Annotated in this window: 15 protein-coding genes; 10 read left to right on the forward strand and 5 right to left on the reverse strand. The window is 72.2% G+C overall.

The annotated features are described in order from the left end of the window. Positions 1-3: 3 nt before the first annotated feature. Entirely contained in the window at positions 4-999 is a 996-nt protein-coding gene (locus tag LRS74_RS08370; RefSeq protein WP_277740413.1) for a TAXI family TRAP transporter solute-binding subunit, read from the forward strand. Positions 1,000-1,158: 159 nt separating this feature from the next. On the opposite strand, the gene LRS74_RS08375 is transcribed toward LRS74_RS08370, so the two are convergent. Both LRS74_RS08375 and LRS74_RS08380 read right to left on the reverse strand, forming a co-directional pair. Further along, positions 1,159-2,610: a HAMP domain-containing sensor histidine kinase gene (locus tag LRS74_RS08375; protein ID WP_277740414.1), complete on the reverse strand. Its 1,452-nt coding sequence runs from the start codon at positions 2,608-2,610 to the stop codon at positions 1,159-1,161. Between the two features lie 15 nt (positions 2,611-2,625). Continuing rightward, positions 2,626-3,336 (reverse strand): response regulator transcription factor, encoded by a 711-nt coding sequence (locus tag LRS74_RS08380; protein WP_277740415.1) that lies wholly within the window; start codon positions 3,334-3,336, stop codon positions 2,626-2,628. A 333-nt stretch (positions 3,337-3,669) separates the two neighbouring features. Here LRS74_RS08380 and LRS74_RS08385 point away from each other — a divergent pair, with 333 nt between their 5' ends. The 9 genes from LRS74_RS08385 to LRS74_RS08420 all read left to right on the forward strand — a co-directional run bounded on the left by LRS74_RS08385 (position 3,670) and on the right by LRS74_RS08420 (position 11,301). Continuing rightward, entirely contained in the window at positions 3,670-4,446 is a 777-nt protein-coding gene (locus tag LRS74_RS08385) for an amino acid ABC transporter ATP-binding protein (RefSeq protein WP_277740416.1), read from the forward strand. A gap of 210 nt (positions 4,447-4,656) precedes the next feature. Next, a complete protein-coding gene (locus tag LRS74_RS08390; protein WP_277740417.1) occupies positions 4,657-5,472 on the forward strand; it encodes a glutamate ABC transporter substrate-binding protein in 816 nt (271 codons plus the stop codon). A gap of 68 nt (positions 5,473-5,540) precedes the next feature. Further along, positions 5,541-6,209, forward strand: a complete 669-nt coding sequence (locus LRS74_RS08395) for an amino acid ABC transporter permease (RefSeq protein ID WP_277740418.1) — start codon at positions 5,541-5,543, stop codon at positions 6,207-6,209. Further along, on the forward strand, positions 6,206-7,138 hold the full coding sequence (locus tag LRS74_RS08400) for an amino acid ABC transporter permease (protein WP_277740419.1): 933 nt from the start codon (positions 6,206-6,208) through the stop codon (positions 7,136-7,138). Before LRS74_RS08395 ends, LRS74_RS08400 begins: the two co-directional genes overlap by 4 nt. A 371-nt stretch (positions 7,139-7,509) precedes the next feature. Then, entirely contained in the window at positions 7,510-9,267 is a 1,758-nt protein-coding gene (locus LRS74_RS08405) for an FAD-dependent monooxygenase (protein ID WP_277740420.1), read from the forward strand. 380 nt (positions 9,268-9,647) lie between these two features. Further along, positions 9,648-9,737: a putative leader peptide gene (locus tag LRS74_RS33595; RefSeq protein ID WP_347178114.1), complete on the forward strand. Its 90-nt coding sequence runs from the start codon at positions 9,648-9,650 to the stop codon at positions 9,735-9,737. 115 nt (positions 9,738-9,852) lie between these two features. Then, entirely contained in the window at positions 9,853-10,383 is a 531-nt protein-coding gene (locus LRS74_RS08410; RefSeq protein ID WP_277744656.1) for a cysteine dioxygenase, read from the forward strand. Continuing rightward, positions 10,374-10,760 carry a rhodanese-like domain-containing protein gene (locus LRS74_RS08415; RefSeq protein WP_277740421.1) on the forward strand — a complete coding sequence of 129 codons (387 nt, stop codon included), beginning with the start codon at positions 10,374-10,376 and terminating at the stop codon, positions 10,758-10,760. The genes LRS74_RS08410 and LRS74_RS08415 overlap by 10 nt, the downstream gene beginning before the upstream one ends. Before the next feature lie 382 nt (positions 10,761-11,142). Beyond that, positions 11,143-11,301, forward strand: a complete 159-nt coding sequence (locus LRS74_RS08420; RefSeq protein WP_277740422.1) for a hypothetical protein — start codon at positions 11,143-11,145, stop codon at positions 11,299-11,301. Between the two features lie 42 nt (positions 11,302-11,343). Here the strand turns inward: LRS74_RS08420 and recX are convergent, their stop codons facing one another. The 3 genes from recX to LRS74_RS08435 form a co-directional block, all read right to left on the reverse strand. Continuing rightward, on the reverse strand, positions 11,344-12,246 hold the full coding sequence (gene recX / locus LRS74_RS08425) for a recombination regulator RecX (RefSeq protein WP_277740423.1): 903 nt from the start codon (positions 12,244-12,246) through the stop codon (positions 11,344-11,346). A gap of 3 nt (positions 12,247-12,249) precedes the next feature. Continuing rightward, positions 12,250-13,389 (reverse strand): recombinase RecA, encoded by a 1,140-nt coding sequence (recA, locus tag LRS74_RS08430; protein ID WP_277740424.1) that lies wholly within the window; start codon positions 13,387-13,389, stop codon positions 12,250-12,252. Positions 13,390-13,530: 141 nt separating this feature from the next. Beyond that, the gene (locus LRS74_RS08435; RefSeq protein WP_277744657.1) at positions 13,531-14,757 is read right to left on the reverse strand and encodes an AI-2E family transporter; all 1,227 of its coding nucleotides are present in this window, start codon (positions 14,755-14,757) and stop codon (positions 13,531-13,533) included. Positions 14,758-14,901 lie beyond the last annotated feature (144 nt).

A 14,901-nucleotide genomic window follows, 5' to 3' on the forward strand; every position in this document is an offset into this window, starting at 1 on the left:
GCCATGCTCGACAGACTCACCCGCCCGCGCGGGCGGCGGCTGGCGCAGCTGGCCGCGGCGGCCGCGGCCCTCGCGCTGCTGCTGTGCTGGCTGCTGCCCCTCGGCGGCGGTGCCGCGCCCTCGGGCCGGGTGGTGCTGTCCACGGGCGTCCCCACCGGCGTGTACGCGAAGTACGGGTCGATGCTCCGCGACGACCTGCGGCGCGACCTCCCTGAGGTGCGGGTGCGGCTGCTGCCCAGCCAGGGCTCGGTCGACAACCTCCAGCGGCTGGCGGACGGCAGGGCGTCCTTCGCGATCGCCACCGCGGACGCCGTGGCCGCCTACACGGGCGAGGGGCGGCCGGGCGCCGAGCGGCTGCGGGCGTGCGCCCGGCTGTACGACGACTACATGCAGCTGGTGGTGCCCCGGGGCTCGAAGGTGCGCTCCGCGCGGGATCTGGAGGGGCTGCGGGTCGGGGTCGGCGAGGATCGCTCCGGGGTACAGCTGATCACGCGACGGCTGCTGGCGGCGGCGGACCTGGACTTCGCGACGGACATCAAGGCCGCGCGGGTCGGCATCGACAAGATGACCGGGATGTTGCGCAGGGGCGAGCTGGACGCGTTCTTCTGGTCGGGCGGGCTGCCGACCAACGCCGTCCAGGACCTGGCCGACGTCTTTCCCGTCCGGCTGGTCCAGCTCGGCGACCTGGCCGACGCGCTGCACGACCAGGGCGATCGGACGCGCTACTACCGGGCCGCGGTGATGCCGGCCGACGCCTATCCGAAGGTGCGCCCGGGCCGGCCGGTCAAGACCATCGCGGTGGCGAACCTGCTGGTGACGACCGACCGTATGGATGCCCGTCTCACGGAGTCCGTCACCCGCACCGTCATCAAGAGCCGGGACCACATCGGCGAGGTGGTGCACGCCGCCCAGAAGGTCGACCTGCGGACCGCGGTCTTCACGGATCCGCTGGAGTTGCACGAGGGAGCGGCGCGCTACTACCGCTCGGTCAAGCCGTGAGGCCGTCCTCCGCTCCTTGACCGCTTCCGGTCGCTCCCCGGGCCCGACTGCCGCTCGGTCGCGCCTTGACGCCCCTGCCCGTCCGGGGTCCCCGTGTCTCCCCGGGGGCCGCCACGGCACCGCTGCCCGCTCCATGGCCAGCCCGGGAAGCTCCCCTGGTCAGACCTTGAACGCCGCCACCGGTCGGTCCTTCGGCGGGGTGCGGGGCACCGAGATGGTCACCCGCAGCCCGGTGGGCTCGTTGGGCGCGTAGGCGATCGTGGCGCCGCCCGCCGCCAGCAGGGTCCGGGAGATGGACAGGCCCAGTCCGGAGCCGGAGACGTTCTGGTGCCGGTTGCTGCGCCAGAAGCGGTCACCGACGCGGGCCAGTTCGTCCTCGGTGAGCCCGGGGCCGCCGTCGACGACGGTCACCGTGGCAGGTCCGGCGTCCGGCGGGACGGCGACCTTCACGCTCACCGAGGCGCCGGCCGGCGTGAACTTCAGGGCGTTGTCGACGACGGCGTCCAGGGCGCTGGACAGCGCCACCGGGTCGGCCCAGCCGATGGCGGTATGGGGGCCGGCGTAGGTCAGGGCGATGGACTCGCTCTCGGCGAGCGGCAGCCAGGCGTCGACGCGGTCGGCGGCGACCGCCGCGATGTCGGTGAGGGTGAGCTCGGCGGTGGAGCGCTCGGCGAGGGCGAGGTTGAGCAGGTCGTCCAGGACCCGGGCCAGCCGCTTGCCCTCGCCGCGCACCGAGGCGATCTCCGCGTGGCCCTCGGGGAGCTCCAGGGCGAGCAGCTCGATGCGCAGCAGCAGCGCGGCCAGCGGGTTGCGCAGCTGGTGGGAGGCGTCGGCGACGAAGGCGCGCTGCTGTTCCAGGACCTCCTCGACGTTGTCGGCCATCTCGTTGAAGGAGCGGGCCAGCCGGCGCAGCTCGGGGGGGCCGGAGGCGGCGGCGACGCGTGAGTTCATCCGGCCGGTGGCGATGTCGTGGGTGGCCGAGTCCAGGATGCGGACGGGCCGCAGCACCCAGCGGGTGAGCCGGATGGCGGCGGCGACCGCCAGCAGCATCGCGGCGGCCTCCCCCGCGGCGATCACCAGCCAGCCGTGCAGGATCCGGGAGCGCATCTCTCCGGTGGGTGAGTCGGTGACGACGACGTAGACCACGTCGCCGTCGCGCACCACCGGTGAGGCGACGGTGAGCCGGTGCCGCTGCCAGGGCCAGACCTGCTCGGGGTCGTGGCTGCGGCGCCCGGCGAGCGCCTCGTCGAAGGCGCGCCGCGCCTCCCCCTTGGCCGCCATCCGCCAGTCTCCGGGGGCCTTGGCCACGCTCTCGCCGTTGCGCTCGAAGACGCCCGCGCGGATGCCGTACAGGTCGTAGTAGCGGTCCAGTTCGGACTGGAGGGTGGCGAGCCGCTCGTCCTCCTCGGTGGGGGGTTCGGCGGTGGCCGCCCGCTCCGGGCTGGCCGTGACGTACTGGGCCAGCGAGGCGAAGCGGGCGGTGTCGTCGATGCGGTCCACCACCACCCCCTGCTGCTCGGCGGCGGCCAGGCTGCCGGCCAGCGGGAAGCCGAGGGCCAGCAGGACGCCCGCCATGAGGACGATGAGGAGCGGAAGGAGCCGTGAACGCATGCCCGTGCCGGCCGCCTACGCCGCCGGGGGGACGAGACGGTAGCCGACCCCGCGGACCGTCTCTATCAGGGCGGGCATGCGCAGCTTGGAGCGGAGTGAGGCGATGTGCACCTCCAGCGTGCGCCCGGTCCCCTCCCAGCTGGTGCGCCAGACCTCACTGATGATCTGCTCGCGGCGGAAGACCACTCCGGGGCGCTGGGCGAGCAGCGCCAGCAGGTCGAACTCCTTGCGGGTGAGCGGGACGGTGGTGCCGTTGACGACGACGGTGCGGGTGGGCACCTCCAGGCTGAGCGGCCCCAGCCGGAGCGCCGGCTGGGTGCCCTCGGCCGGTTCGTCGGCCGCCGAGGGGGCCTCGGCGGGGACGGTGCGGCGGCTGACGGCGTGGATGCGGGCCAGCAGCTCCATGGTGTCGTACGGCTTGACCACGTAGTCGTCGGCGCCGAGGTTGAGTCCGTGGACGCGGGAGCGGACGTCGGCCCGCGCGGTAACCATGATCACGGGGGTGCTGGTGCGCTTGCGGATGCGGCCGCAGACCTCGAAGCCGTCCTGGTCCGGCAGCCCGAGGTCCAGCAGCACGACGCCGAACGGGGCGCGGGTGTCGGGGAGTAGCGCCTTGAGCGCCTCCTCGCCGCTGCGGGCGTGGGTGACGTCGAAGCCGTGCCGCGCGAGGACCGCGGACAGCGCGGCGGCGACGTGGTTGTCGTCCTCGACGAGCAGCAGTCTCACCGGCACCTCCCTCAGTCGACCCTGGTGCGATCCGTTAACCGATCTTTTCCGGGGTACACGTCCCGTACACGCGCATCTCCGTGCGTACCCCCAAGCGCGGGCCGTATGACACGGCCAGAGGGCATCCACCCCGATGTGGGGCGCACCCGTCAAGACGGTTTCCGGTAACCGGGCGTTTCCGTTACCCAGCCGGTACGCGCCCCAAGGAGGTGATCACGCAACGTGTTCCGTTGCGGCCGGATCGTTATGCTCAATTTCAGCTCAGATGTGATGACGCTGGTCGCGACGGCTCATAAGGTCCTGCCCAACCGAGGAGGATGGAGCGAGACGCCGATGAGCGAAGTATCGGTGACCAAGGACGACGCCGTGCCGGCGGGCGAACTGGTCGCGCTGACCGGAGTCAACAAGCACTTCGGCGCACTGCACGTACTCCAGGATATCGACCTGTCGATCGCCCGGGGTGAGGTGGTCGTCGTCATCGGACCGTCGGGTTCCGGGAAGTCGACCCTGTGCCGGACGATCAACCGCCTGGAGACGATCGACTCCGGGACCATCACCATCGACGGCAAGCCGCTGCCGGAAGAGGGGCGCGAGCTCGCCCGGCTGCGTGCGGACGTCGGCATGGTCTTCCAGTCGTTCAACCTCTTCGCCCACAAGACGGTGCTGGAGAACGTCATGCTGGGGCAGATCAAGGTCCGCAAGACGGACAAGAAGGTGGCCGAGGAGAAGGCACGGGCGCTGCTGGACCGGGTCGGCGTGGGCACCCAGGCCGACAAGTACCCCGCACAGCTCTCCGGTGGTCAGCAGCAGCGGGTGGCGATCGCCCGGGCCCTGGCCATGGGTCCCAAGGTGATGCTCTTCGACGAGCCGACCTCCGCGCTCGACCCGGAGATGATCAACGAGGTGCTGGAGGTCATGCAGCAGCTCGCCCGGGACGGGATGACCATGGTCGTGGTCACCCACGAGATGGGCTTCGCGCGGTCGGCGGCGAACCGGGTGGTCTTCATGGCCGACGGCCGGATCGTGGAAGAGGCCGAGCCGGAGCAGTTCTTCAGCAATCCGCGCAGCGACCGCGCCAAGGACTTCCTGTCGAAGATCCTGCATCACTGATCGGCTCGTACCCCCCGTACGACCCCTGATCGGCCCGTACGTACCCGGTACGGCCACGGAACGACGCGTACGGCCCGCACCCCGGCGGGTCCGTACCGCCCCGGACCACCGACACGGCCAGAGCGGCCCCGGACCGGTCCTGTCCCCGCACGCCTCGAACGCCTCGACGCTTCGATCGCCCCCGCTCGACGACCCCAAGGGATGTTCACCATGAAGTTCCGCAAGTCGGCCGCTCTGGCCGCCACCGTGCTCACCCTCTCGCTGACCGCGACCGCCTGTGGCAGCGGAGACGATGACGGCAAGATCAAGATCGGCATCAAGTACGACCAGCCGGGCCTCGGCCTGAAGACCCCGGACGGCGAGTTCAAGGGCTTCGACGTCGACGTCGCCACGTACGTCGCCAAGGAGCTGGGCTACAAGGAGAGCGACATCGAGTGGGTGAAGGCGCCCACTCCGGAGCGGGAGAACATGCTCTCGCGCGGTGACGTGAAGTTCATCGCCGCCAGCTACTCGATCACCCCGGAGCGCAAGGAGAAGGTCAGCTTCGCGGGCCCGTACTTCCTCGCCCACCAGGACCTTCTGGTCCGCAAGGACGACAACTCGTTCAAGGACGTCAAGGTCCTGAACGACAAGAAGCTGTGCTCCGTCACCGGTTCGACCTCCGCGCAGAACGTCCAGAAGAAGTTCGCGCCCAAGGCCGACCTGCAGCAGTACCCGGGCTACTCGCAGTGCCTCACCGGCCTGGAGAACGAGGCCGTGGACGCCCTGACCACCGACGACTCCATCCTGGCCGGCTACGCGGCGCAGAAGGACCACCAGGGCAAGTTCAAGCTCGCCGGGCTCAACCTGAGCAACGAGAACTACGGCATCGGCATCAAGAAGGGCGACAAGAAGCTCCAGGCCGACATCAACAAGGCCCTGGAGAAGATGGTCAAGGACGGCGCCTGGGAGAAGGCGGTCAAGGACAACTTCGGCCCCGCCGACTACAAGTACGAGCCCGCTCCGAAGATCACCGAGAACAGCTGAGGACACGGTGGCGCGCCGCTCGCGCGGCGCGCCCCCTCCCATCCGACCAGGGGAGAGCGCGGTAGAACGTGTTCGATTTTCTTGAAGGGTACGACCTCCTCGGAGCCTTCTGGGTGACGGTGCAGCTCACCGTCTACTCGGCGATCGGCTCCCTCGTGTGGGGAACCCTGCTCGCCGCTATGCGGGTCAGCCCCGTTCCGGTGATGCGCGGCTTCGCGGCCGTGTACGTCAACCTCATGCGGAACACCCCGCTGACCATCGTCATCCTCTTCACCTCCCTGGGGCTGAACCAGACACTGGGCGTCACCCTGGCCGGTGGTGATCAGGACAGCGTCCTGTTCCGGCTCGCGGTCCTCGGCTTGATCGCCTACACCGCCACCTTCGTGTGCGAGTCGTTGCGCGCCGGCATCAACACCGTCCCGATGGGACAGGCCGAGGCCGCCCGCGCACTGGGGCTGAGCTTCCCGCAGGTGCTCGCCCTGGTGGTGCTGCCGCAGGCGTTCCGCGCGGTGGTCGCCCCGCTGACCAACGTGCTGATCGCGCTGACGAAGAACACCACGGTCGCCGCCACCATCGGCGTCGCCGAGGCGGCCCTGCTGATGAAGGAAATGATCGAGGTCGAGAGTGACGCGATCTTCCTCGTGTTCTCTGTCTTCGCGTTCGGATTCGTCGTACTGACCCTCCCGATGGGCCTGCTGCTCGGCTGGGTGGCCAAGCGAGTGGCGGTGAAGCGATGAGCAACCTGTCCGTTCTCTACGACACCCCCGGGCCGCGCGCCCGGCGTCGGAACCACCTCTACACCGTCCTCTTCCTGGTCGCCTTCGCCGCCCTCATGTGGTGGGTGCTGGACGTCATGGCCAGCAAGCACCAGCTGGACGCGGACAAGTGGAGCCCGTTCGTCGAAGACAGCCGGGTATGGACCACGTACCTGCTGCCCGGTCTGGCGGAGACGCTCAAGGCCGCGGTGTTGGCCATCCTCATCGCCCTGCCGCTCGGCGCGGCCCTGGGCATCGGCCGGCTCTCCGACCACCGGTGGGTCCGGGTGCCCGCCGGTGTCGTGGTGGAGTTCTTCCGCGCCATCCCGGTGCTGATGCTGATGCTGTTCGCGAACCAGGCGTACGCCGAGTTCGGCAACCTCGCCTTCGACATCCGCCCGCTGTACGCGGTCGTCACCGGTCTGGTGCTCTACAACTCCTCGGTCATCGCTGAGATCGTCCGGGCCGGCATCCTGGCGCTGCCGCACGGCCAGACGGACGCGGCCAAGGCGATCGGCATGCGCAAGGGTCAGATCATGACCGTGGTGCTGCTGCCGCAGGCGGTCACCGCGATGCTGCCGGCCCTCGTCAGCCAGCTGGTCGTGATCGTGAAGGACACCGCCCTCGGTGGTGCGCTGCTCGGCTTCCCCGATCTGTTCAGCCAGGTCCAGGAGATCACCGCGAACTACGGCGCGAACAACATCGCCGCCATCACCGTGGTCGCCCTGATCTACATCGGGTTGAACTACCTGCTCACCAGCTTCGCGGGCTGGCTGGAGCGTCGACTGCGGCGCGCCAAGAAGAGCACCGGCGCGGTGCTGGCGGCGGACGCCACGGACCAGCTGGAGACGCTGGGCACCGAGTCGGTCGTGATGACCGAGCGGCCCACGGACCGTGACCGGGAGGCGTGAGGCGCCAGCGGTCAGCCGGGCGGCGTGACGCCGCCCGGACCGGATCCGGCGGTGCCCGGAGCGGATCGCCGCGGGGCCGGTCGACCGGCCCCGCCGACCGCCGGGTGACCGGCCGGCCCGCCAACGGGCCGGTGGTACGCCGGGATCGGCGCACGGAGGCGGTGGCGCACGCGCCACCGCCTCCGCCGTCTCCTCCCCTTGGCCTACGCTTCTCCGCCACACCTCCCCGGCCCCCGCTTGACGCGGGCGGCCGCAGTGGGTTGCATACGCTGTGTGATCACGCTCCGGGCTCCCTTCGCCAGCTCTCGTACGACCTGCGCCTGCTTCGTCACCGTCCGCCGCACCTCCTCTCGGGCCCGAGGAGCCGCGCCGTGGACCCGGTGATCGTCGTCGGGGCGGGCCCGGTCGGGCTCACCCTGGCGCTGGCGCTCGCCCGACTCGAGGTCCCGGTCGTCCTGCTGGACGAGGGCGCGGGCGCCGAGGAGCACCGGCTGGCCCGTACGGCGGTGCTGCGCCCGGACACCGCGGCGCTGGTGGCGCGGCTGGGCTGCGCGGAGCTGGTGGCCAAGGAGCGCTGGACCGCATGGCGTACGGTGCGGCGCAGGCAGGTGGTGCGGACGGTGTCCTTCGCGGCGCCCCCCGACGGCTCGGGCGCCGGGCAGGACGCCTCGCCTCCCGCGCGGGAGCACGCGACGGAGGAGTCACGCGAGCCCGGGCCGGCGGCGGAGGTCGTCGCGCCGGTGCATCTGCCGCAGCACGAGCTGACCCGCGCGTTGCGCGCGGCGCTGCGGGCGCTCGCCGAGGCCAGCCCGGGTCTCGTCACCCTCGCCACCGGCAGCCGCCTCGACACCCTGGAGCAGGACGCCACGGGGATCACCGCGCACACCCGGCACGGCACCTGGTGGCGCGGCAGCTACCTGGTCGGCTGCGACGGCCCCCGTTCCACCGTCCGCAAGCTGCTCCAGGTGCGCTTCCCGGGGCGGACCGCGGTGGAACGCCACGCGGTGGCGGCGCTGCGCGCCGAGTTGCCCTGGCCCGGCGAGGGCTTGCTGCACCGCTCGCCGCCATGGCGCGGCGCCGACGGCGAGATCGTCGCCCGTCCCCTGCCCGGCGGGGTGTGGCGGCTCGACTGGCTGCTGCCGCCCGGCCGTGAGCTCGTCACCCCGGACGCGCTGCTCACCCGGGTGCGCGAGACCCTGCGCGGCTGGTGCGACGGGGCACCGCCCCCCTACGAACTCCTCGACACCGGGGTGCACACGGTCCACCACCGACTCGCCCGGCGCTGGCGGGTCGGCCGGGCCTTCCTCGCCGGAGACGCCGCCCATCTGATCGGCGCGCTCGGCACCCAGGGGCTGGACGAGGGGCTGCGGGACGTCGGCAACCTCTCCTGGAAGCTGGGCCTGGCCTGGCACCACGGCCGAGGCGAGGCCCAGCGGCTGCTCGACAGCTACCAGGCCGAGCGCCGGGCCGCGGTCGGCGCCCGGCTGCGCGGCGCCGACCAGGCGCTCCCGCTCGTGCGCTCGACGGACGGCTGGCACGCGGTGCGGCGCACCGTGGTGCCGGGCACCGTGCGCGGCCATGACACGCTGCTGACCGACAGTCACATGGGCCGGGGTCCGCTCGGTGGACCGCCCGTGCACGCCCGTTCGCCGCTCGCTCCCCCGGTCGCCCCGGCCGGCTCCGTCACCGTGGACACCCCGATCGGAGCGCTGGTCACCGATGTCCCGGTGACGGCGCCGGACGGATCGGCGGCCCGACTGCGTGAACGGCTCGGTCGGGACCTGCTGGTGGTGCTGGTCGCGCCCGGCACCGCGGTGTGGGAGCGTCGGCACTGGCTGCGCGCGGGGCTGATGCCACGGCTGGCGGCCGCGGTCGCCGCGCTGCCCGTTCGGGCCGAACTGCTGGTCGCCGAGTCCTACCCGGGCGCCGCCGCGCACACCGTCCTGCTCATCCGCCCCGACGGCCACCTGGTCGCCGCCCTGTCCGGGGTGCGCCCGGGTGAGCTGTACGCCTGCGCCGACGCGACCCGCGGCGGCGCGCCCGCGCGGGACGACGCCACGGCCGACGACGGCGAGGCGGCCGCCGAGACCCCTGCCGCCGAAACGGAGGCGACGGCGGGACGTCGCTGAGGGGGCGTCACCTCACGTCGCGTCGACTCCACGTCGCGTCGGCTCGCGGTGACGGCGCGGACGGCACCGCCCCGGGGCGGTGCCGTCCGCGACCCCGTGTCCTCGCGCACTCCGCCTGCTCCGCCTGCTCGGCGTCCTTCGCGTAGTGCGCGTTCTCAGCAGCGCGGGAAGACACGTCTCACGCGCGGCGCGCGTCACGCGAGCGGCTCAACGGGCGCACACGGTCGGCACATCGGCGTACGCCGTCGACGCGTGAGCGCACGGCCGCCGAGGGTGCGCGGCCCGGTGCGCGGTTCGGTACCCGGTGCGCTCCGCCGGGGCACCGACCACTGGGCGAACACCGGTTGACCCCCCTTCCGGCACGTGGTTCACTGCGGAGCGTGATCGACACCCGGCAGCCGCACTTCTGGCGGAGGGTCCATGTGGACCTGCTCCGCTATGCGAGCTGCATGTGTCGCCCGTCGTTCTGACGCGTTCCCCTGCCACGCGGCTTCGCCGCGCCCTTCGCGATCACTCAGGACGGCCCTCGTGTCCGACGCACCCGTGTCCGTAACGCCCTCCACCTCCCGTAGGTCCCGCTCCGCCCTGTCCTCCCCGCTGGCCTCGCCTTCCGCCCGCGCCTCCGCGCCCAGCGCCGCCCGACTGCTCGACTTCGTCAACCGAACCGCAGCCGACGCCGCGCTTGTGGCCTCGCTCCCGCTCGACCCGCAGGGTCGCACCTGGATGCGACTGAACGGGCCGGGCGGCAGTGAGGCGTGGCTGATCGCCTGGCCACCGGGCAGCGGCACCGGCTGGCACGACCACGGCGGCTCGCACGGCGCCTTCGCCACGGCCGCGGGTGAACTGACCGAGCAGTCGCTCGCCGCCCAACTGCCGACCGAGGGCTGGAAGACCCTTGAGCTGGCCGACGGGGTGGACCGTGAGCGCCGGCTCTCCGGCGGGCACGGCCGGGCCTTCGGCCCGCACCATGTGCACCAGGTCTTCAACGAGTCCCAGGACCGGCACGCGGTGTCGGTCCACGCGTACCACCCGCCGCTGCCCCTGATGCGTCGCTACAGCCGCACCGGGCAGGTGCTGCGTCTCGAGCAGGTCGAGCTGCCGGAGGAATGGACATGAGGCGCCGTGTGGAGGAGCTCCTGGACGAGGCGCGCAGCGGCCTGAACCGGGTGAGCCCGGCACGGGCCGCGGAGCTGAAGGCCGCGGGCGGGCTGCTGGTCGACATCCGCTACGCCGCACTCCGGGAGCGCGACGGCACGATACCCGGCGCCCTGATCGTCGAGCGCAACGAGCTGGAGTGGCGGCTGGACCCGCTCTGCGACCACCGCCTCCCGGAGGCCACCGCCCATGATCTGCCCGTCGTGGTGATCTGCAATGAGGGCTACGCCTCCAGCCTGGCGGCGGTCTCCCTGCGCCAACTCGGGCTGACCCGGGCCACCGACCTCATCGGCGGCTTCCAGGCGTGGCGCGCGGCGGGCCTGCCGGTGCGGCGCTGATGCACGGTCCCGGCCGAGGTTCGGACCAGGCGCCCCGGGGGACGCACGCGGCCACGGCCACCCACCGGGTTCCCCTCTCCCGGTCCGAGCATCAGCCGTCCCGCCGAGGCGGGCCACGCGGCAGGGCGGGAGGGGAGACGTGGTCGTCATCCACGGCGCGGTCCCGCGTGGGCGCCGTGGGCCGGCCGGTCGCCGTGCCGGTTGCGGGCGAAGACGGACTGGCGGCGCCGGGCGGGGGCGGGCGCCGGCACCGAGGGGGCCGACACGGTCGACGGGCCCGGCGAACGGCCACGTCATGGGGTCGCTTACGAGACCGCCTGTGGGGTCGATGAGTGGGCGAGGCGACCGGCTCCACCGTGTCGGCGGGCCGACGGCGTTCGGGGTGGGGCTACCGCGTCCCTCCCTGGCGCCCGCGCCCGCGGGTGAGCTGGTCGTGGACAGCGGCCGACCGCCGGATCGGCGCCGGATCGGCGACGCCGAAGGGAACGCCGACGGCGTCCGCATCGGTGGCTACCGTGGCGGCATCGAGATGGCCGTGTGACCAGGGTCGAGCGCCGGCTCGGAGATCGGGACCCGCTCGGGGTCAGGGCCCGGCGAGGTGTTCGTCCAGGTGCTCCGTGTCCTCGCCTTCCTCCTCCAGCGCGCGCCGGACCACGCGCAGGGCCAGGCCCTCCGGATACCCCTTGCGGGCGAGCATGCCGGCGAGGCGGCGCAGCCGCTTCTCGCGGTCGAGCCCGCGGGTGGCGCGCAGCTTGCGTTCGACCAGCTCGCGGGCGGCGCGCTCCTCCTGGTCGGCGTCGAGCCGACCGACGGCCTCCTCGATCAGCGCGGAGTCCACGCCCTTGGTCCGCAGCTCGCGGGCGAGCGCGCGGCGGGCGAGGCCCCGGCTGTGGTGCCGGGACTCCACCCAGGCACCGGCGAAGGCCGCGTCGTCGATCAGTCCGACTTCCTCGAACCGCGACAGCACCCCGTCGGCCACCTCGTCGGGGATGCCCCGCTTGCGCAGCGCGTCGGCGAGCTGCCGGCGGGTGCGCGGGGTCCCGGTGAGCAGGCGCAGGCAGATCGCCCGCGCCTGCTCCTCCGGGTCAGGCGACGCCTCCCGCTCGGCCCTCGACGAGGAGGAGGCACCACCCGGCTCACGGTCGGCGCGGCCCGTACCCGCGCCGCTCTGCGATCCGCCGCCGTGCGCCCGGGCGTCACCGTCGAACGGATCACCGTCCTGATACGGGTCGCCCTGGTACAGGTCGTCCGGGTACGGAGGCTCGTCCAGGTACGGAGGCTCGTCCGGGTAGGGAGCACCGCCGTCCCAGCCGGCGTCCCCGCGCCCCGGCCCTTCCCCGTACGGCGGCCCTTCCCCGTACGGCCGCGCGTCCCCATACGACGGACCGTCCTCGTACGGCGGGTCCGCCGGTCGGCGTCGGGCGCGCCGGCCCTGCCCGGCCGGCGGCCACTCCGGCGGGTCGGGCCAGTCGGTTCGCCGCGTCACGGATCAGCTCTTGGCCGCGGCGGCCTTGGTCGCCTTGGCACCGGCCTTCGCCGCCGTGGCGGTCGTGGCCTTCGCCGGGGCGGCGGCCGCGCCACCCGTGGCGCCCGCGGCGTCCGCGCCGGGCTCGGTCACGGCGGCCGGGTCGGCCTTCACACCGATGCCCAGCTTCTCCTTGATCTTCTTCTCGATCTCGTTGGCGAGATCGGGGTTGTCCTTCAGGAAGTTGCGGGCGTTCTCCTTGCCCTGACCGAGCTGGTCGCCCTCGTACGTGTACCAGGCGCCGGACTTGCGGATGAAGCCGTGCTCGACGCCCATGTCGATCAGGCCACCCTCGCGGCTGATGCCCTGGCCGTAGAGGATGTCGAACTCGGCCTGCTTGAAGGGCGGCGCGACCTTGTTCTTGACGACCTTGACGCGGGTGCGGTTGCCGACCGCCTCGGTGCCGTCCTTGAGGGTCTCGATGCGACGGATGTCCAGGCGCACCGAGGCGTAGAACTTCAGCGCCCGGCCACCGGTGGTGGTCTCCGGGGAGCCGAACATGACGCCGACCTTCTCGCGCAGCTGGTTGATGAAGATCGCGGTGGTCTTGGACTGGTTCAGCGCGCCAGTGATCTTACGCAGCGCCTGGCTCATCAGTCGGGCCTGGAGGCCGACGTGGGAGTCGCCCATCTCACCCTCGATCTCCGCGCGGGGCACCAGGGCCGCCACGGAGTCGATGACGATGAGGTCGAGCGCGCCGGAGCGGATCAGCATGTCCGTGATCTCCAGCGCCTGCTCACCGTTGTCCGGCTGGGACAGGATCAGGGAGTCGGTGTCCACGCCGAGCTTCTGGGCGTAGTCGGGGTCCAGGGCGTGCTCGGCGTCCACGAAGGCCACCGTGCCGCCGGCGCGCTGGGCGTTGGCCACCGCGTGCAGGGTCAGCGTGGTCTTACCGGAGGACTCCGGTCCGTAGACCTCCACCACTCGGCCGCGCGGCAGGCCGCCGACGCCGAGCGCGACGTCGAGAGCGGTCGACCCGGTGGGGATGACCTCAATGGGCTCGTTCGGCCGCTCGCCCATGCGCATCACGGCGCCCTTGCCGAATTGCCGTTCAATCTGTGCGAGCGCGGCGTCCAGCGCCTTCTCGCGGTCGGTGCCTGCCATGGGTTCCACCCGGGGTGCTTGAGTCGATCGCTTCACGTCCATGACGCTAACGCCTGCCACTGACAACGCGCCCGGACTGCGGCCGGCCTGTGGAAAACCCAGGGCCGGAAGACCCATGAGAATGGATGTTCGAATTACGTGTCAACCGCGCCGCACGAGCGTGTCGCGGACCCGTGCCAGCGTCGAGGCGCCCCGCTGTCCGGGCTCTCCCGGGGCGTCGCTCTCCCCTTGCGCCGCCGCCCTCCGTTCCGCCCGCCGCTCGCGTCGCGACGTCCGCCGCCGCCCCTGGACCCGGGGGTCGTCGGTCACCTCGTACCGCTTGACGTATGTGCTGAGGAACGCCTGGAGCGTCGCGGTGGCCGGGATCGCGATCAGGGCGCCCACCGCGCCGAGCAGCGCCGTACCCGCGATCACGGAGCCGAAGGCGACGGCCGGGTGGATGTCCACGGTCCTGGCGGTGATGCGCGGCTGCAGCAGGTAGTTCTCGAACTGCTGGTAGATCACCACGAAGCCGAACACCCACAGCGCGTACCAGGGCTCCACGGTGAACGCGATCAGCATCGGCAGGGCGCCCGCCAGATAGGTGCCGATGGTGGGGATGAACTGCGAGATGATCCCGACCCAGATGCCCAGCGCCGGGGCGTAGGGCACCCCCAGGCACTCCAGCAGGATGTAGTGCGCGAGGCCGGAGATCAGCGCCATCAGACCGCGCGAGTAGAGGTAGCCGCCGGTCTTGGCGACCGCGATCTCCCAGGCCCGCAGGACCTCGGCCTGCCGGTGCGGCGGCAGCACGGAGCACAGCCCGCGGCGCAGCCGGGGGCCGTCGGCGGCGAAGTAGAAGGCGAAGAGCGTCACCGTCAGCACCTGGAAGAGGCCGCCGAGCACCGCCGCGGACACGTCGAGCACGTTGTCGGCGCTGTCCTCGACGTACGTCTGCAGCCAGTCGGAGTGCAGCAGGCTGTCCTGTATCTCCACCCGGGACAGATCGGTGTGGAAGGTGGTGTTGATCCAGCTGATCACCTTGTCCAGGTACTTCGGGAAGTCCTCGACCATGGTGGCGATCTGTCCGGCCAGCATCGAGCCGAGCAGCGTGAAGAAGCCGGCCACGGAGACGACGATGCCGAGGAAGACCAGGGCGGTCGCGACTCCCCTGCGGACGCCTCGCGCGGCCATCCGGTCCACCGCCGGCTCGATGGCCAGCGCCAAGAAGAACGCGATCAGGATGTTCAGCAGCAGCCCGGTCAGCCGGTCGAAGGCCCAGGTCGCCAGGCGGAAACAGGCCACGAGCGCGAGCGCGAGCACCATCGCGCGGGGCAGCCAGCGCGGCATCCGCGCGGACGGGTGCACGGCGTTCCCGGTGCTCGGCACGGGGGCGGTGCGATCGTCGTCGGGGATGGTCGTCTCTTCTGTCGTGGCCACCCGCACAGTGTGGCGTACCGACCGCACATCTTTCCGGCCACCCCGCGCGGGCGACAGACAGGCGCCGGAACAGATGCGTCACGTCCGCGGCCC

This window comes from Streptomyces sp. LX-29 (genome assembly GCF_029541745.1).
GTDB lineage: Bacteria > Actinomycetota > Actinomycetes > Streptomycetales > Streptomycetaceae > Streptomyces.